Annotated in this window: 12 protein-coding genes and 1 other RNA gene; 11 read left to right on the top strand and 2 right to left on the bottom strand. The window is 63.8% G+C overall.

Annotated features, from left to right (window positions below; genetic code table 11):
• The first annotated feature begins 633 nt into the window (after positions 1–633).
• Positions 634–1,848, top strand: a complete 1,215-nt coding sequence (locus GJE22_RS08615; RefSeq protein ID WP_144688789.1) for an iron-containing alcohol dehydrogenase — start codon at positions 634–636, stop codon at positions 1,846–1,848.
• 92 nt (positions 1,849–1,940) lie between these two features.
• Here the strand turns inward: GJE22_RS08615 and GJE22_RS08610 are convergent, their stop codons facing one another.
• Positions 1,941–3,017 carry a M24 family metallopeptidase gene (locus GJE22_RS08610; RefSeq protein WP_144688788.1) on the bottom strand — a complete coding sequence of 359 codons (1,077 nt, stop codon included), beginning with the start codon at positions 3,015–3,017 and terminating at the stop codon, positions 1,941–1,943.
• 257 nt (positions 3,018–3,274) lie between these two features.
• A complete protein-coding gene (locus GJE22_RS08605; RefSeq protein ID WP_144688787.1) occupies positions 3,275–4,186 on the bottom strand; it encodes a LysR family transcriptional regulator in 912 nt (303 codons plus the stop codon).
• A 234-nt stretch (positions 4,187–4,420) separates the two neighbouring features.
• Here GJE22_RS08605 and GJE22_RS08600 point away from each other — a divergent pair, with 234 nt between their 5' ends.
• The 10 genes from GJE22_RS08600 to argJ all read left to right on the top strand — a co-directional run bounded on the left by GJE22_RS08600 (position 4,421) and on the right by argJ (position 17,852).
• On the top strand, positions 4,421–4,726 hold the full coding sequence (locus GJE22_RS08600) for an Asp-tRNA(Asn)/Glu-tRNA(Gln) amidotransferase subunit GatC (RefSeq protein ID WP_019128931.1): 306 nt from the start codon (positions 4,421–4,423) through the stop codon (positions 4,724–4,726).
• Entirely contained in the window at positions 4,726–6,276 is a 1,551-nt protein-coding gene (gene gatA / locus GJE22_RS08595) for an Asp-tRNA(Asn)/Glu-tRNA(Gln) amidotransferase subunit GatA (RefSeq protein ID WP_144688786.1), read from the top strand. Before GJE22_RS08600 ends, gatA begins: the two co-directional genes overlap by 1 nt.
• Positions 6,273–8,054, top strand: coding sequence for an Asp-tRNA(Asn)/Glu-tRNA(Gln) amidotransferase subunit GatB (gene gatB / locus GJE22_RS08590; RefSeq protein ID WP_087185878.1), 1,782 nt, complete (start codon positions 6,273–6,275; stop codon positions 8,052–8,054). The genes gatA and gatB overlap by 4 nt, the downstream gene beginning before the upstream one ends.
• Before the next feature lie 398 nt (positions 8,055–8,452).
• The gene (locus GJE22_RS08585) at positions 8,453–9,712 is read left to right on the top strand and encodes an AlbA family DNA-binding domain-containing protein (RefSeq protein ID WP_186297450.1); all 1,260 of its coding nucleotides are present in this window, start codon (positions 8,453–8,455) and stop codon (positions 9,710–9,712) included.
• Positions 9,713–9,926: 214 nt separating this feature from the next.
• Positions 9,927–10,294: a transfer-messenger RNA gene (gene ssrA, locus GJE22_RS08580) on the top strand.
• A gap of 483 nt (positions 10,295–10,777) precedes the next feature.
• Positions 10,778–11,989: an ATP-binding protein gene (locus GJE22_RS08575; protein ID WP_144688784.1), complete on the top strand. Its 1,212-nt coding sequence runs from the start codon at positions 10,778–10,780 to the stop codon at positions 11,987–11,989.
• Between the two features lie 536 nt (positions 11,990–12,525).
• Positions 12,526–13,533, top strand: coding sequence for a patatin-like phospholipase family protein (locus GJE22_RS08570; protein WP_144688783.1), 1,008 nt, complete (start codon positions 12,526–12,528; stop codon positions 13,531–13,533).
• A gap of 234 nt (positions 13,534–13,767) precedes the next feature.
• On the top strand, positions 13,768–15,102 hold the full coding sequence (gene nox, locus GJE22_RS08565) for a H2O-forming NADH oxidase (protein WP_144688782.1): 1,335 nt from the start codon (positions 13,768–13,770) through the stop codon (positions 15,100–15,102).
• A gap of 279 nt (positions 15,103–15,381) precedes the next feature.
• A complete protein-coding gene (gene argC / locus GJE22_RS08560) occupies positions 15,382–16,458 on the top strand; it encodes an N-acetyl-gamma-glutamyl-phosphate reductase (RefSeq protein WP_144688781.1) in 1,077 nt (358 codons plus the stop codon).
• 128 nt (positions 16,459–16,586) lie between these two features.
• Complete coding sequence (gene argJ / locus GJE22_RS08555) at positions 16,587–17,852, top strand: bifunctional glutamate N-acetyltransferase/amino-acid acetyltransferase ArgJ (RefSeq protein ID WP_144688780.1); 1,266 nt, start codon at positions 16,587–16,589, stop codon at positions 17,850–17,852.
• The last annotated feature ends 37 nt before the right edge of the window (positions 17,853–17,889 follow it).

The raw sequence follows: 17,889 nt of genomic DNA, 5'->3' as shown, positions 1-17,889 counted from the left end.
GCACCGGTGGCTCCTCTGGTTCCGCTCGGGGCGCGCCTCGGAGTCGCTCGGCTGGAGGACGCCGGACGAGAACCGCCGCCTGCTCGGCTACGCGGTGTAGGACGTACAAGAAATCGTCCGCGGTCCCCTTCTGGACGCTCAGCGCCCTCCGAGCGTCCGAATCCCGCCCGACAATGCGGGCGGCGTCCAGATTCCGCCCGATAACGGTGCGAGCGTCCGCATCTCGCCCGAGAATGCACGCGGCGTCCAGATTTCGCCCGGCGACGATCCGAGCGTCCGAATCCCGCCCGGCAATGCGGATGGCGCCCCAACCCCATCCGAGAGCGTGTTTCGCGCGTGCTGTGTCACGCACGCATCCAGCACTGTGCTCCGCGTATGACCAATTTCGCCCTCTCGCATTTCCCGCGAGGCTAAAGACCCCCTCTTTTATGCAATCGACTGAATACAAAATGTTTCCGCGCGGTAAAATGTCCGTTGGTGACAGGGATGAGCGAGAAGCCCGGGGCGGTTCCGAGCTGTGCGAGCCGCAGGTTTCCGGGGAGATTGCGCCCGGTCTTATGGTGGTCCTAACGGGGCCGAATGAGCGGTCTCGTGAGTAATCAAGCCGAGAGAGGCTTGTGTTTGGAGGCACATATGGGACGTTTTACCAACCCGCGCGACCTGTACTTTGGTGAGGGCGCCCGCCACGAGGTCAAGAACCTCAAGGGTGAGCGCGCCGTCATCGTCACGGGTGGCGGCTCCATGCGCCGCGGCGGCTTCCTGCAGGATGTCGAGGCGGACCTCAAGGAGGCCGGCTTCGAGGTCAAGCTCATCGAGGGCGTCGAGTCCGACCCGTCCGTCGAGACCGTGATGAACGGCGCTGCCGTGATGTCCGAGTTCCAGCCCGACTGGATCATCGCCCTCGGCGGCGGCTCGCCCATCGACGCCGCGAAGGCCATGTGGATCAAGTACGAGTACCCCGAGACCACCTTTGAGGATATGTGCAAGGTCTTCGGCCTCCCGAAGCTCCGCACCAAGGCCCACTTCTGCGCCATCTCCTCTACCTCCGGTACCGCTACCGAGGTCACGGCCTTCTCGATCATCACCGACTACTCCAAGGGCATCAAGTTCCCGATCGCCGACTTTGAGATCACGCCCGACGTGGCCATCGTGGACCCCGAGCTCACCTACACCATGCCCGCCAAGCTTTGCGCGCACACCGGTATGGACGCCCTCACCCACTCAATCGAGGCCTACGTCTCTACCGCCGGTTCCGCCTACACCGACGCCAACGCCCTGTATGCCATGCGCGAGATCGTCGAGTGGCTGCCCAAGAGCTATCAGGGCGATAAGGAAGCCCGCCAGCACATGCACGACGCCCAGTGCATCGCCGGCATCGCCTTCTCCTCGGGCCTGCTCGGCATCGTGCACTCCATGGCGCACAAGACCGGTGCCGCCTTCACCGGCGACCACATCATCCATGGTTGCGCCAACGCCATGTACCTCGGCAAGGTCATCCAGTTCAACAGCAAGGATGCCCGTGCTAAGAGCCGCTACGCCTACATCGCCAAGGAGGTCTTCCACCTCGAGGGCAACACCGAGGACGAGCTCGTGGCCGCGCTCGTGCAGATGATCCGCGATCTTAACGACAAGATCGACATCCCGCAGGGCATCAAGAACTACGGCAAGGGCGGCGTGAAGGCCGACGAGTCCATCATCGACTATGCCGAGTTCGAGGAGAAGAAGAGCCGCATCGCCGTCGACGCCATCGGCGACGCCTGCACCGGTTCCAACCCGCGCCAGCCAACGCCCGAGGAGATGGAGAAGCTTCTCGAGTGCGTCTACAACGACGTGGACGTCGACTTCTAACGTAAACGCTGCAACATTGCATGCGCGGGGGCCCGCCTCGGACATGGTCCGGGGCGGGCCCTCTTTTGCCGTACGCTCTGTGGCTTTCTCTGCTAGCCGATGATCTGCGCACCCTTGGGGTAGCGGTTGAGCACCTCGCAGCCGTCCTCGGTCACGATGACGAGGTCCTCGATGCGAACTCCCAGGTCTCCGGGCAGATAGATGCCCGGCTCGATGGAGAAGCACATGCCCGGCTGCACCGGCTCGTCGTGCGTGGCCGAGACGTCGCCGGGCTCATGATCTTGAAGACCGATCTGGTGGCCCAGGCGATGGTTGAACTGCGGGCCCCAACCGGCGTCTTCGATGATGCGCCGCGCGGCAAGATCGATCTCGGCGAAGGTGACGCCGGGTCGCACGATGGCCTCGGCTGCCTCGTTGGCGCGAAGCACCGTCTCGTACACGGCCCGCTGGTGTTCGGTGGGCTCGGCCGTGAAGAACGTGCGCGTCATGTCCGAGCAGTACCAATCGCGCTTGCAGCCCACGTCGAAGAGCACCATGTCGCCCGCGGTGAGCGCCGTTTCGTCGGGTTCGTGGTGCGGGTCGGCGGCGTTCGGACCAAAGCTCACGATGGGCGAGAACGAATGGTCCTCGGCTCCCAGGCGCCGGTACGTGCCAAGGAGGCCCTCGGCGATGGCAAGCTCGGTAACGCCGGGACGAACCTGCTCAACGAGCCATGCCATGGCCTCGTCGTTTACCGCAGAGGCGGCGCGCATGAGCTCCTGCTCGCGGGCGTCCTTAATCGCGCGGGCGTCGTCGACGGCATCCGAGGCGAGCACGAAGGCGCGTGCGGCCCCCGTTTGCATGAGCGGGACGAGCCAGCGGGCGGAGAGTTCCTTGTCGACGCCCAGCGGGCGCGTAGGGTCGATGGCTGCCGAGAGCATGGGGATCGGGTCGTCCGTATCGGAATACGAGGCGATGCGCGCCCCCGTGTTTGAGGCATCGGGGAAGAGCCGGTTTACGAAGAGCGTCGGTACGCCGGTGCGGGGCAGGTAGAGTGCCAGCAGGCGTTCGTACGGTTCGGTGTAGTAGTCCGTGAGCCACCAGATAGAGAGCGGGTCGACGATAAGCAGCTGGTCGAGGTCGCGTGCCTGCAAGTTAGCGCGCACGCGATCGATACGTTGGGTGTTCATAGGGCCTCCTCGGCGGCGAGCGGGATGCGGGGCCCGCTGCGTGTTCAGTCAACGCTGAGTTTACGCCACGCGCGCCGTGCGGTTGGACGGGAAACCGAATGGTGACATATGGTTGCTGGGCTCGTTGAGCAATCGGTGCGCAGTAATCAGTTCGCAGTAGAGAGTATGCTGCGGCCGCTGCTAAGGATACGTGGCCCGTATGCGCTGTGCGCCTTTCGCGAGAACAATCCGGCAGGGCGTTCCCGAAGTTCCCCTTTCTACATGGGCCTAAGCGGGGGCGTTCGCTGCAGCTCCTCGGCCAGGATTTCGATGAAGCGGTCGAGGGTCGCGGGTCGGCATCCTCGCCTTGCGCGCACGCCGAGCGAGACAGTGGGAAGGCCTTCGATGGGTACATAGCGCAGCGGCGGAACCTGCATGGCTGGTATATCTGCTTGCACGGTGAAGGCGGCGCCCGCGTTTGCGAGCGCGAGGGCGATTTCGATGTTGTAGCCCATCATGATGGCCTCGGCTGGCAGGTGCGCGCTCGCCTTGCGCTGCAGGTCGACGATGGCGGCGGCGCAGTGGTGCGGGTCGCCGACGGCCATGCGTTCGCCTTGGGCAAGGTCATCAAGTTCAAGCGTCTCGTACGCGGCGAGCGGGCTCTCGGCTGCGCAGACGCAGACGACGGGGCACTCCATGAGCCGTCGGAAGACCGATGCCGCATCGGGCTCGCCCGCGGAATCGCGGCTCTCGAGCAGCACGTCGACGAGGTCGTTCTCGAGCATCGAGCGCAGCGCGCTCATGGGCGCCATGCGAATCACCGGATCGAACCCCTCGACCTCGGCATTCATGCGCTTGAGGGCAGAAGCGAAAAAAAGTTGCGCCTCAAGGCCGTCATGCACGCCGATGCGAAGCTGCAATGAGCTCGGGCGCTGCTTGTGCTTCAAGCGACGTTCGGCGCGCGCGGCAAGGTCGAGGATGTCGTTTGCGTATTCAAGAAAGGCGAAGCCGTCGTCCGTGAGGCGGACGGTGCGCGTGCTTCGCACGAGCAGCGCGCAACCCAGTTCGTCTTCGAGCGCCTTGATCTGGTGGCTCACCGTGGGCTGCGACACGTGGAGCGCCTCGGCAGCCTTGGAAAACGAGAGCTGCGCGGCCACCTCGACAAAGCAGCTCAGTTGTATGGTGTTCATAGGAGCCTCCCATCAGGCGGGCGTGGGGCTGCATGACGGACACTAAACGCAAATCTCGTTTACTTATATTCGGAAGAGCTCGAGGCACGAGCCGCTGATGGAAGCGCGGGCATGGTTGCGAGGGCTTCGCCCGGCGCGCCCTGTGTTTCCACTTGGGACGACGCGCGCCTCCGGTGGCCGCCGCGCCGAGGCAACGTATAATAGAGCGCATTCATGCAACCGGAAGGAGCGCTCATGGCACTCAGCGAAGACGACGTGCGCGGTATCGCAGATTACGCGCGCATCGCGCTCGAGGGCGACGAGCTTACCGAGATGTGCGCCTACCTGAACGACGCCGTCGCGATGCTCGAGCCCGTGCTCGCCTATAACCTGCCCGATATCGATCCCACGTTCCATCCCATCGGGAGCCTTTCGAACGTCATGCGCGACGACATCCCGGATACCGGGCGCGCGCTTGGCATCGAGGCCGCCTTGGGCAATGCCGGCAGCGCGCGCGACCGCAGCTTCCGCGTGCCTTCGATTTTGGGGGAGGAGGAGTAATGGCTGCCATCGACACCCTCTCTGCTGCGCAGATCGCGGCGGGCATTGCCGCCGGCGAGTACTCCGCCGTCGAGGTCGCGCAGGCTGCGCTTGCCGCCGTTGATGCTCGCGACCCGCAGGTTCAAGCGTTCCTGCAGGTCACGCCCGAGCTCGCTCTGGCTGCCGCGAAACGCGTGGATGCCGCGCGCGCGGCGGGCGAGCCCTTGCCGCCGCTTGCGGGCGTGCCGTTCGCCATCAAGGACAACATGAACCTCGCGGGCACGCGCACGACCTGCGCCTCCCGTATGCTCGAGACCTACGAGAGCCCCTACACCGCCACCTGTGTCCAGCGCATGCTCGACGCGGGCTGCGTGCCCGTGGGTAAGGCGAATATGGACGAGTTCGCATTCGGCTCCTCGACCGATACCTCGGCCTTCCATCCCACGAACAATCCGTGGAATACCGCGTGCGTGCCGGGCGGTTCGTCGGGCGGCTCGGCGGCTTCCGTTGCCGCGGGCATGACGCCCATCGCGCTCGGCTCCGATACGGGCGGCTCCATCCGCCAGCCGGCGGCGTTCTGCGGCGTGGTGGGCATGAAGCCCACGTACGGCGCCGTGAGCCGTTATGGCGTTGTCGCCTTTGGCAGCTCGCTCGACCAGGTGGGGCCCTTCGGGCGCACGGTCGAGGACGTGGCGCTTGCCATGGATGCGCTCGTGGCGGGCGGCTCCGATCCGTTCGATTCCACCGCGCAAGAGGTTCCGGCAGTTTTTGCCGAGCACGTGGGGGCGAGCATCGCTGGCAAGCGCGTGGGCATCATCCCCGCGTTCATGGAGGCCGAGGGCCTCACAGCGGAGGTGCGTCATGCCGTCGAGGGGGCAGCTCGTGCCCTCGAGGCCGCGGGTGCTGAGCTCGTGGACGTAGACCTCCCGCACCTCGACGCTGCCATCGCCGCATATTACGTGATCGGTCCGGCCGAGGCATTCAGCAATCTCGCCCGCTTCGACGGCGTGCGCTACGGCTACCAGGAGCCGGGCTGCACCACGCTTGCGGCGCAGAGCTCCCTTTCCCGCGCGCACGGCTTCGGCGCGGAGGCCAAGCGCCGCCAGATGCTCGGAGCGTACCTGCTCTCCAGCGGCATCTACGACAAGTACTATTACGCTGCCCAGAAGGCGCGCACGCTCATCACCGAGGACTACGCCCGCGCGTACGAGCAAGTCGACGTCATCCTTATGCCCGCGGCGCCGCGCACCGCGTTCAAGCATGGCGAGATCAGCGACCCCACGCAGATGTACCTCTCCGATATGTACACCATCTCGATCAACATCGCGGGCAACGGCGGCATGACCGTTCCTTTGGGTGTGGGCGAGGAATCTGGCCTGCCGGTTGCCGCGCAGCTTGTGGCACCGGCATTCAAAGACGAGCGACTCATCGCGTTCGGCTCCGCGCTCGAACGTGCGGTGGCTGCCACGCCGGGCGCATGGGGTGCGGGGGTTGCCGACGCGGAGCGCGGTGGCCGGCTCGGGGCGCCCTGTGCGCCCGCATTCGTTGGGAAGGGAGGTGAGCTCGCATGAAGGAGCTCAGCGAGGTTCTGAAGGACTGGGAGGCCGTAATCGGTCTAGAGATTCATACCGAGCTCACGACGCTCGACACCAAGATGTTCTGCGGCTGCAAGATTGGCCACGACGACGAGCCGAACACCAATGTGTGCCCGGTCTGCCTGGGCCTGCCCGGGGCGCTCCCCGTGCCCAACGAGCGCGCGATCGAGTACATCGTGAAGGCGGGCCTCGCCACCAACTGCGAGATCCAGAAGCATTCGATGTTCTACCGCAAGCACTACTTCTATCCGGATATGGCGAAGAACTTCCAGACCACGCAGGGTCCGGTGGCCTTCGCCATGCATGGCAGGCTCGATCTGGAGGTTACCGGCCGCGGCGCCGCCGAGCGCCCGGAGTGCGCGTTCGGAGATGCGGAGGCCGAGAGCCTTGCCAGCGCGAGCGCCAACGCCGTGGGCCTCTCGACCGCGATGTCTCGCGACCTTCCCGAAGGCATGGCATCGGGCGCGGGTTCGTCTGTTAAGCCGGCCCACGCCGGCACCGCGTCGACGATGGGCCAAAAAGAACCCGTCCTAGAAGAGGCCGCAGAAGGGGCCACATCGGCGCTGGCGGGCATGAGCGGGTACGACACCGCGAACCTTGCTGTCCCGGTGCGCCACGAGGACGGATCCTATACCGTCCCCATCCGAATCCTGCGCATCCACATGGAGGAAGATGCCGCCAAGATGGTGCACGTGGGCGGTGAAGAGGGCCGCATCGGTGGGGCGGCCGAGAGCCTTATCGACTACAACCGCTGCGGTACGCCGCTCATCGAACTCGTCACCGAGCCCGACCTGCGCACGCCGGAGGAGGCGCGCCTCTTCATGGAGAAGCTCCGCCGCATCTTTCTCACGCTCGGCATCTCGGACTGTTCGATGGAGAAGGGCTCCATGCGCTGCGATGGCAATGTGAGCCTGCGCCGCCGCGGCAGCTCCAAACTGGGCACGAAGACCGAGCTCAAGAACCTCAACTCCTTCAAGGCGCTGCATGATGGCCTTGCCTACGAGATCTGCCGCCAGGCGGAGGTGCTCGAGGAAGGCGGCGAGATCTACCAAGAGACGCGCCACTGGGAGCCCAGCCGCAAGCGCACGGTGGTCATGCGCACCAAGGAGACGGCGGACGACTACCGGCTCTTCCCGGACCCCGACCTTGCGCCCTTCGATCTTTCGGATGCCTTCATCGAGCATTGCCGTGCGGAGATTCCCGAGTTGCCGGACGCCAAGCGCGATCGCTACGAGCGCGACTTCGGGATCAAGCGCGCGGACGCCGAGCAGATTGCCGGCGACCCCGAGACCGCCGCGTTCTTCGAGGCGGCAGCGGGCGCGGTCGCGGCGGGCAAGGAGGCCCAGACGGTCGCGAACCTCATCGTGAACGAGCTGCCTGCCCATCTTCGGGCCGCAGGTTGCACGCTTGCGGAATCGGGGCTCGAACCCGCGCAGGTGGCATCGCTCGCCAAGCTGCTTGCCTCGGATGCCATCAGCTCGAACCAGGGACACGAGGTCTTCGAGGCCATGGCCCAGACGGGCGACGACCCCGAAAAGATTGTGGACGAGCGCGGCATGCGCCAGGTGAGCGACGCTGGGGCGCTTCAGGCGTACGTTGACGAGGTGCTTGCCAACTGCCCCGACCAGGCCCAGCAGTATCGCGACGGCAATCAAAAGGTGCTCGGCTTCCTTGTTGGGCAATGCATGCGGGCGAGCAAGGGGCAGGGCAATCCCAAGCTCTTCAACGAGCTCTTGCGCCAGGCACTGTCGTAGGGTTTTCGACGGCCAGTAGGCAAAAGCGGCCCGTTTGCGGCTCTGCAAGCGAAGTGCGGCTCGCCGGCTGCCCGGCAGGGGAAGAGCAACTCGCCGGCTGCCCTGCAGGCAAAGCGTTCTCGGCTTTCAAGCGGGTGGGACGATGTCCCGCCCGCTTTTTGCTATGAAAAACGTGTACACGAGCGTCACGAAAAGCTCGAAATAGGGCATTTTTTGACGCTCATGTACACGTTTTGCTTCATGAGTCGCACTTTGTTTGTGAAAGACGGATTCCTCGACGCCCAGCATCATTCGTTCGCCCGGTCAACGACATGAGCTTCACCATCCATCGTGGCGGGGCACCCATGCGTTTCATGGGTATAACGGTCGAAAGACCGACTGCGCAGGAGGCGGTGTGCATGACGTTCAGCCCGTTTACCGACGACCAAGGCAATCCCAAGGATTTGGCCAACGTGACGTTTGCCGACCTTGCTCAGCTCGCCGATATGGACGAAGGCTATGTGCTTGAGTTCAAGCAGTCGCTCACGGTGGGCGTGAAGCGCAAGATTCCTAAGATCATCGCGTCGTTTGCTAATTCACGGGGAGGGTGGCTGGTCATCGGCATCGCGGATGACGATCATGCCGTGTGTCCCGTGCCGCGCCTTTCGGCGGACTACAGCCAGCTTATCGGGGAGCTGTGCCGCAAGCACGTTTCTCCCGCGCCTCCCTTCGATGTGCGCTTCATCAGCGATCCCGATGCCCCCGACCAGGGGGTTGTTGTGGTGCGTGTAGATGAAGGGCGTTTTCCGCCCTATGTGGCCGATGGCGTGGTGGAGATTCGCGAGGGCTCGACGTCCGGGCCCGCTGCTGGTTCTGCGCTTGTGGAGCTCTACGACAAGGCGACGCGTCGTGCGGCGCAGATTACCGATTTCTGCCGCCGAACGGTCTACTTCTCGTCTGCGGTGCCGTTGTTCGATCTGTACCTCTTCCGAACGGGTTCCACGCGGGAGACCTCGTCGCGCGAGGTAATCAACGCCCGCGCCGATGCCATGCGCCGAGCTTTCGGGGCGCAGGGGTTCAGCTGCCATATCCAGCATGCGCACGATTCGCTCATCTTTCGTGCGTCGGTGGCGTTTGCGGACATGATGCCGCATTCGGCGATTGAGCTTTTCCCGGACGAGTCGATGAAGCTCACGGTGCCGGCGGTGCTTCTTGAGGGGAAGGAGCGCGAGGGCGCGCTCGCGGAGCTGGGTACGGCATGCGGGCTTGCGGCTACGAACAAGATGGATGTGATGTCGGCGGCGAGTACGCTTGCGCGCGTGACGCGGATGGCTTCGGTGCTCGACCGTTATGTTCGCTATCGCGAGGCGCGTTGGCGTGAGTACGCGACGGCGTATGAGCTCGAGAACATGGCAGGCGTGCTGCTTTGGTCCGATGAGCCGCTCTATATCGATTACGTTCGGAGCCATGGGCCGTTATTCTGCGGCACGACGGATTGCCGAAGCCGTGTGCGGTATCTCGATGACGGCGAGCACGACTCGTTCCGCGCACGGCAATTTGCTGGCAGCCACTTCTTTGAGGCGTGCGGCTTGCCACTCGGTTCGCCCGACGATGACGATAACCGCTTGGTCGATGCCTTGCTGCGCACGGAGCGCGGTGCCCGCCGCGAACGCATGTGACGCAGCGACGGGGGTCGGCATGCGTGCTGCCCATAGCATTGAATTTGCCGTGGCAGGGGTATATGCGGGGTCCATGCGTGGTACACTACAGTACTCACCCGGACAACGCGTGCTTTGCGAGCTGCGCCCGGCGCGTTCTTTGACAGGTCGAGTGCGGCTGCTCGCATGCCGGCGCGGTGCGCCTCTGCGATGCGGCTTGCCCAGACCGTCCTTCGGGGGCGACTGGTTTCGACACGATAGCTCTGAGAGAGGAAGCAGGCCGTGGTCTCCTCGCCACGCTAAACAGGGGTACTGTCAAAATGAATTGACAAGAATTCTTCTTACGAGCCCCAGCTGGCTCTTGCTGCTTAATTAATTAGCGGCACGCCAAACCCGGGAATTCCCCGCCCCGGGCGCGGTGTCATGTTAGGGGAATGCTCCCGCGCACGTAATCGGTATGGTGCGGGCTAAGACTGAACCGGTTGGGATGCCGCGAGCGTGTCACTGCGCGCAACGCATCCGAGATTAAACCAGTGACTGAGCCTGGAGATGCCGATCAGGGGGCTTTCGTGGACCGGAGTTCGATTCTCCGCGCCTCCACCAACTGCTGTAGCAGGTAGATAGTGTTATCTACCTGCTTTTTTATTTCGCGCGCCATATCGAGTCGAGTTTGCGATGTAAAGGCTTCGCTCCGGTCAGCCGGTCATATCCGTCTTGGCTTTTTGGGCTGTGCCTCTCCGGACGCCTGCGCCCGCGGAGCCGGCCCTCCCGATCCAGTTGGATATGCTGCCAGGGTCGACGCCCAGCTCCCCGCCGATCTCGGCGCAGGTGCCGCCCCGCTCGCGGCAGGGCCGCATGGCCCTTATCGGCACTTCGGCCAGCTCAGCGAGCTCCGCGCTACTCCTCTGAAAGTATGTCAGAGCGACACACAGGTGATGTGTGATGCACCGCAAAGCTGATTCCATGCCTCAATACATCCAGTTTGTTGGATAGATTTACCAATTCACCGATATCCGTCTAGATAAATGGATAAAATTAAGCTATTTCCTTAGCTTATCCATTTGGTTGGACAGATTGGACTCGCCCATGATAAACCAGCAAGTCATCGTTCCGCGCCCCCAGGCAACCGAATGGCTTCTCCACTGGAAGGACCGTGACGTCATCAAGGTGGTGACCGGTCTGAGGCGTTGCGGTAAGTCGACCGCGCTTAGGCTGGCCCAGCGAGCCCTTGTCGAATCCGGCGTGAACGAGAGGTCAATCGTCTCGATTGATCTTGAGCGCCTGGGCTTTGCCGCCCCCACCACGCCGCAGGAGCTCTACGATTACGCCGTCGCCCGCATCAGCTCCCCGAGCTGCTACGTGTTTATCGACGAGCCCCAGCGCGTCAAGGGCTTTGAGCGAGCGGTCGACGCGCTGTACGCGCGCGAGGACTGCGACGTCTACGTCACCGGCTCGAACTCCGATCTGCTTTCGAGCGAGCTTGCCACGCTGCTTACCGGCCGTTATGTTGAGTTCAGGCTCCTGCCGCTCTCGTTCGCGGAGTATCGCGGCGCCCGCGCCGCCCTTGCGGACGACGCGGACGATACCGAGCTGCTCAACCGCTACCTCTCGCTGGGGGGCATGCCGTACGCCTCCCTCCTGCCCGCCGAGGACGTGTCCGAGTACCTTGACGGCGTGCTCAACACCGTCCTCGTCAAAGACGTGGCGACGCGGCACCCCCGCATCAGCATGCCGGTCCTGCGCGCGCTTCTCGCCTTTCTCGCCGATAACGTGGGAAATCGCTTCTCGCTCAAAACGGTCGCGGACACGCTGACGGCAAACGGCTCAAAAGTCTCCCCGACCACCGTCAGCGAGTACCTCAACGCGCTCGTGGAGTGCTACCTCATCTTCAAGGCCGAGCCCTATGACGCCAAGGGTCGGCGCCTGCTGCAGCAGGGGGGCAAGTACTACCTCGGCGACCTCGGCTTCAGACATCTGCTGCTCGGACGCGACGGCAGCGACCTCGGGCATCGCGTGGAAAATGTCGTGTATCTAGAGCTGCTGCGGCGCTACCACACGGTGCGCGTAGGGCGTGTGGGGGATCTGGAGATCGACTTCGTTGCCGAGCGCGAGGGCAAACCACATTACTATCAGGTCGCGCTGTCCGTACTGGACGAGGCGACGCTGCGTCGCGAGCTGCGCCCGCTCGAGCTGCTGGGGGACGCCTACCCCAAGACGCTGCTCACCCTGGACCGCATCGGTGCGACGGACCATAACGGTATTGAGCAGCGCAGTCTCGTTGATTGGTTGCTGAAATAGATCGGGAGGGCGCTCCTCGGCAGCAGCGCCGCAGCGTTCGTACGAGACGTGTGCCAGCGCAGGCTCGCGAAACTTGAGACGTGGGCGAAGTTGGGCGCACGGTCGGGCTACGTGCGGTAGACACTTGCATTCGAAGAGAGCCGTTCCGCGCCTCCCCCAGAATAACGCGACCAAGCAGAGATCTCATCTCTTCCACCGGCACCGAGCGGCCATCGTGCAGCCATGCGCTGATGAGCCCGACCGTTCCTGCCATGGCATAGGTCAGGTACCGATTCATAGCGGCAGGGCACACCTTCGGATAGTTTGTCTCGAGCCCCGCGCGCAGAGGTGACGTAGCACCTGTTAATGAAATCGGGGTAGATTCACCTATCGGGGTAGATTCACCTTGCCGGTCTTCCCCTCACCGGGCCCTCTGGCTGAACCCTCTTGCCGGATAGCGGCTTTTCCAAAGATTCAAGATGCGGGCGTATGTCTGGGCCAATGGGGTAGAAGAGCCTGAAGCACAGCGGTGCATGCGATGAGAAAAGGGTGCGGAAATGCAGCAAGACATACATGGAGCCGACGTATACGAGGCAGAGTCTCACGATAGCCTGCGGCAAGGCGGGGGAGCGGCTTCTGCCGAGCCGGGCGCAATATGCGGTGAGCCGGCCGCGGCCTCGGCCAAGCCGGGAACGAGCTCTGCCAAGCCGGGAGCGGGCGCGTGCGCGCTCATCCTCGAGGGCGGCAGCTTCCGCGGGCAGTTCACGGCGGGCGTGATCGACGTCATGCTCGAGCAGGGCGTCGACCTTCCCGCCTGCTACGGTGTGTCTGCGGGCGCGCTGAACGGCCTGAACTACAAATCGCGTCAAATCGGGCGCGTCAACCGTATCAACCTCGCGTTCTGTGATGATCAACGCTACGTTGGGTCGCGCGCGCTTGCGGCGAACGGAAGCTTGATCGGGTACGACTTCCTGCTCTTCGATGTTCAGGACCGCATCGACCCGTTTGACAACGAGGCGTATCGCGCAAACCCCATGAAGCTATTCGCCACCGTCACAAACATCATGTTCGGTACGGCCGAGTACCCCGAGGTGCAAGACGCCTCGCTCGACATCGATGTGGTGCGCGCCTCAACCTCGCTTCCTCTGGTCACACAGCCCGTTGAGCTAAATGGCAGCCTCTACCTCGACGGCGGCGTGGCCGATTCCGTGCCTATTGAGCACGTGCTCGAGGAGGAGGGGTATGACCGCGCGATCGTGGTGCTCACCCAGCACCGAGGCTACCGCAAGTCTCCGTACGAGCTCATGCCCGCAGCGCGCGCCCGCTATGCCGCCTACCCCTATCTGCTCGATGCCCTCTCCACGCGCCATGAGCGCTACAACGAGCAGCGCGAGCATATCTGGGCTTACGAACGCGAGGGTCGGGCTCTCGTGGTTGCGCCGCCTCACCCGGTAACGGTGGGGCACGTTGAGCGCGACGCGTCGAAGCTTCTCGAGCTCTACATAGCGGGAAGGCAAGAGGCTACGCGCATGCTTCGCCAGATCAAGGAGTTCGCCGAGCGATAAGGGCGCGTGCCCAACCATCCGTTGTCGGGCGCATGGGGCTTGTGGGCGCATGGGGCTCTCGTTCGGTGGCGATCGAGGTGCTGCCACGCGCGCCGCCGCACGCCCTATTACCGAGTGCGTATGGGCCGTTTACAGAATTGATATTGTTTAAGCAACATATTTTCGATATGGTCGAACTACCGAATAGCCTCGCACGTCCAAGCTGCGCTTACCAGCGCGAGAGAGGGGAATGAGATGAAGACCGTCATCGTTGGAGCCAACCACGCCGGAATCGCTGCCGCCAACACGCTGCTCGACACCTATCCCGATCAAGAAGTGGTGATGATCGACCGTAACACCAACTTGAGTTATCTCGGCTGCGGTACCGCGCTTTGGGTGGGCCGCCAGATCGATTCCGTCGACAAGCTCTTCTATACCAACAAGGACGCATTTGAGGCCAAGGGCGCCCAAGTTTTTATGGAGACCGAGGTCACGAGCATTGATTTCGACGCTCACCTGGTGAGCTGCCACCCGCGCACGGGTGCCGACTTTACGATCAAGTACGACAAGCTCGTACTGGCAACCGGCTCGCTCCCGATTGCGCCCAAGCTGCCCGGCCACGACCTCGCGGGCATCAATTTCCTCAAGCTCTTCCAAGAGGGCCAGGAGGTTGATCGTCAGATTTCCGACGATTCTGTGGAAGACGTCGCGGTGGTGGGCGCTGGGTATATCGGCGTCGAGATCGCCGAGGCGGCCAAGCGCCGTGGCAAGAACGTGCGCATCTTCGACATTGCTCCCGCGTCGCTTGCAAGCTACTACGATCCCGAGTTCGCCGCTCTCATGGACGAGCGCCTTGCCCAGGGTGGAATCGAGTGCCATTTTGGCGAGGCCGTCTGCGCTTACGTGGGGGACGAGACGGGGCATGTGCGCTCCATTACCACCGAGCAGGGCAGCTATCCTGCTGACCTCGTGGTGAACGCCATCGGTTTCATTCCGAACAACGCGCTCGGTCGCGACCATCTTGAGCTTTTTGACAACGGCGCCTATCTGGTCGACCGTCACCAGCAGACGAGCGACCCGGACGTCTACGCCATCGGCGATTGCGCGACCGTCTACTCGAACGCGTTGCACGCGACCACCTATATCGCGCTCGCCACCAATGCCGTGCGCTCGGGCATCGTTGCCGGTCACAGCATCGGCGGCACGCCGCTCGAGTCCATCGGCGTGCAGGGCTCCAACGCGATCTCCGTTATGGGCCTGAACCTCTGCTCTACCGGCCTTTCGGTCCGTGCGGCCGAGAAGGCGGGGCTAGAGGTGCTCTATACCGATTTCGAAGACCTCCAGCGCCCTGCATTCATGCGCGAGAACGCGCAGGTCAAGATTCGCATCGTTTACGAGCGTGGTAGCCGCCGCGTGGTGGGAGCGCAGCTCGCCTCCGAATACGACGTCTCGATGGCCATTCACATGTTCTCACTCGCCATCGAGGAAGGCGTGACCATCGACAAGCTCAAACTGCTCGACATCTTCTTCCTGCCGCACTTCAACCAGCCGTATAACTACATCACCATGGCGGCGCTCGGCGCAGAGTAGCGCTCGGCGGGGATGGCGCGGCCGCAACGGTGCCCAGTGCGGCATGGCGCGGCCGCGGATGATGTTGACAAGACGGCGCTCAGCACGGAGTAACGCGGCCGCAGTGCCTCCCCGCACTTCCATCCGCGTCAGCAGCTCATGTTTCCTTGCGGCGCTGCCAGAAGGTTTCAAGGGGGTTAACGGATAACTCCGCACGCTCAATCGTGATACTCTTTCATGCTATTGCATAAGAAAGATTTTCAAATGCAGTATTCTGCATGATTTGATTGCGGGGGAGTTATGGCGTACACGGTGGGCATCGTCGGAGCGGCAGGGTATGCGGGCGTGGAGCTTGCGCGCATCCTGCTCGGGCACCCGGATTTCGAGCTTCGGGCGATTACGTCCAATGCCGATGCAGGGCAGGCGCTCGGTAGCGTCTACCCTGCGTTTGCCGGGGTAGAAGGCGCTGGCGACCTCGTCTTCTCCACGCACGACGACCCCGTGCTCACCACATGCGATGCGGTGTTCCTCGCTGTTCCCCATACGGCTGCGCTTGCTGCGGCACCAGGGCTTTTGGATGCCGGCGTGACGGTGATCGACCTCTCGGCAGATTATCGCCTGAGCGATCCTGGGACCTACGAGCGCTGGTACGGCGTCTCCCATACCTCGCCCGAGCTTCTGCAGGACCGTGCCTTCGGCCTTCCTGAGCTCTTTGCCGAAGACCTCGATCGCGCGGCGGAGCGCCATGCAGCGGGCGCACCCGCGCTCGTGGCGTGCGCGGGATGCTTTCCCACGGCAACATCGCTTGCCGCCGCACCCGCGGTGCGCATGGGCTGGGTTGCGGAAGGCGGCCCTGTGGTGGTCGATGCCATCTCGGGTGTCACGGGTGCGGGCAAGTCGGCGAACGCGCGCACGCACTACTGCAGCGCCGACGAGAACGTCGAGGCCTACAACGTGTGCCGCCACCGTCACACGCCCGAGATCGAGCAGATTCTCGGCCTGGACGGCCGCGTGGTCTTCACGCCGCATCTGGCACCGCTCAAGCGCGGCCTGCTCTCCACCGTCACCTTGCCGCTCGCGCCGTCTGCTGCGAGCCTCACCGCCGAGGAGGCCGTGAGCGCCTATCGCAGCTTCTATGAGGGGCGGCCCTTCGTTCGCGTGCTCGACGCCGGCCAGGTGCCCAAGACGTCGTCGGTGGCGGGCAGCAACGCATGCCAGATCGGTCTGGCGGTGAACCACGAGGCGTCGGCGCTCATCGCCATCGGCGCGATCGACAATCTCTGCAAGGGCGCTGCGGGCCAGGCGGTCCAGTGCGCCAACATCGTCTTCGGGCTCGACGAGCGACGAGGCCTTCCTTTGGTTGCGCTGCCGGTGTAGCAGGCGCGCTGCCGGCGCAAGTAGCAGGCGCGCCGTCGGCGCAAAGGGCGCGGTTTCCGTCGTTGCCCCTGGTGCCGCGGCTCGGTACACTGTGACGAAGTAGAAGCTGGACCAAAAGGGATGGACCTATGAATATCGATGAGTTTGATGCGAGGATTCGCGCCGTGCCCAACGGTGGCGTGACGAGCGCGCAGGGCTTCATGGCAGCAGGCGTTCATGCGGGCTTCCGCAAAGACCCGAAGCGCCTCGACATGGCGCTCCTCGTTGCCGACGAGGTGTGCCCGGTCGCGGGCACCTTCACCCAGAACCGCTTTTGCGCGGCCCCGGTCACGGTGAGCCGTGCCCATCTGGGCGGTGTGGGCTACGGCATGGCTCGCGGCGTCGTGGTGAACTCAGGCAACGCCAACGCAGCGACGGGAGGAGTCGGCATCGCTGCCGCTCACGAGACCTGTGACATCGCTTCCCAGGTGCTGGGCTGCGAGCCCGAGCAGGTGCTCGTGTCGTCTACGGGTGTCATCGGCCAGATTCTCGACATCGAACCCTTCGAAGAGGGTATTCCCGCTGCTGCCGATGCGCTCTCCCGTGCGGCCGGTTCCGATGCGGCCCTTGCGATCATGACGACCGACACGCACCCCAAGGAGTACGCCGTCACCTACGAGAGCCAGGCTGCGGGCTATTTGGGCAGCACGTTCACGGTGGGTGGCTGCTGCAAGGGCTCGGGCATGATCATGCCCAACATGGCAACCATGATCGCGCTCATCACCACCGATGCTCCCGTGCGCCCGGAAACCCTTCACGGCTTGCTGCGCTCCGCCGTGGACCAGACGTTCAACAGGGTGACGGTCGATTCCGACACCTCGACGAACGATACATGCATCATGTTCGCCTCGGGCAAGGCTGCGCCGATGCTCGATCCCATCGACGAGGGTAGCGATGCCTACCAAGAGCTCGAGCGCGCCATCTATGTGGTGTGCGAGGCGCTCGCCCGTGGCATCGCCGCCGATGGCGAGGGGTCTACGAAGCTCGTGACCGTTACGGTTTCGGGCGCCGCTACGCCGCAGGATGCCGATACCGCTGCCCGCGCGGTCGCGAACTCGCCGCTCGTGAAGACCGCCGTGGCCGGCCACGACTGCAACTGGGGCCGCGTGGCGGCTGCGCTCGGTAAGTGCGGCGTGGTCTTCAACCAGGAGGACGTCGATATCGACATCATGGACATCCCCGTGTGCCGGGGCGGTCTCACGGTGCCGTTCGACGAGGACGAGGCGCTGCGCCGGTTCGAGGCGCCGGAGATCGTCATCGCGGCGGATCTTGGCGCGGGCGATGCCTCGTGCACCGTCTGGACCTGCGACCTCACGCACGACTACATTTCGATTAACGCCGACTACCGTTCGTGAGCCATTTTGACCGGTCATTTTGGGACGGGGTTGTTTT

Source organism: Enorma shizhengliae, from assembly GCF_009676995.1.
In the GTDB taxonomy this organism is placed as follows: Bacteria; Actinomycetota; Coriobacteriia; order Coriobacteriales; family Coriobacteriaceae; genus Enorma; species Enorma massiliensis.
This window is presented reverse-complemented; position numbering and strand designations above follow the sequence as displayed.

Bases quoted from the DNA above. Each gene is read 5' to 3' on its own strand.
- gatA (WP_144688786.1), top strand. From the start codon at position 4,726: ATGGCTGCCATCGACACCCTCTCTGCTGCGCAGATCGCGGCGGGCATT.
- argJ (WP_144688780.1), top strand. From the start codon at position 16,587: ATGAATATCGATGAGTTTGATGCGAGGATTCGCGCCGTGCCCAACGGT.
- GJE22_RS08605 (WP_144688787.1), bottom strand. From the start codon at position 4,186: ATGAACACCATACAACTGAGCTGCTTTGTCGAGGTGGCCGCGCAGCTC.
- GJE22_RS08570 (WP_144688783.1), top strand. From the start codon at position 12,526: ATGCAGCAAGACATACATGGAGCCGACGTATACGAGGCAGAGTCTCAC.
- GJE22_RS08585 (WP_186297450.1), top strand. From the start codon at position 8,453: ATGACGTTCAGCCCGTTTACCGACGACCAAGGCAATCCCAAGGATTTG.
- GJE22_RS08575 (WP_144688784.1), top strand. From the start codon at position 10,778: ATGATAAACCAGCAAGTCATCGTTCCGCGCCCCCAGGCAACCGAATGG.
- gatB (WP_087185878.1), top strand. From the start codon at position 6,273: ATGAAGGAGCTCAGCGAGGTTCTGAAGGACTGGGAGGCCGTAATCGGT.
- GJE22_RS08600 (WP_019128931.1), top strand. From the start codon at position 4,421: ATGGCACTCAGCGAAGACGACGTGCGCGGTATCGCAGATTACGCGCGC.
- argC (WP_144688781.1), top strand. From the start codon at position 15,382: ATGGCGTACACGGTGGGCATCGTCGGAGCGGCAGGGTATGCGGGCGTG.
- GJE22_RS08615 (WP_144688789.1), top strand. From the start codon at position 634: ATGGGACGTTTTACCAACCCGCGCGACCTGTACTTTGGTGAGGGCGCC.
- nox (WP_144688782.1), top strand. From the start codon at position 13,768: ATGAAGACCGTCATCGTTGGAGCCAACCACGCCGGAATCGCTGCCGCC.
- GJE22_RS08610 (WP_144688788.1), bottom strand. From the start codon at position 3,017: ATGAACACCCAACGTATCGATCGCGTGCGCGCTAACTTGCAGGCACGC.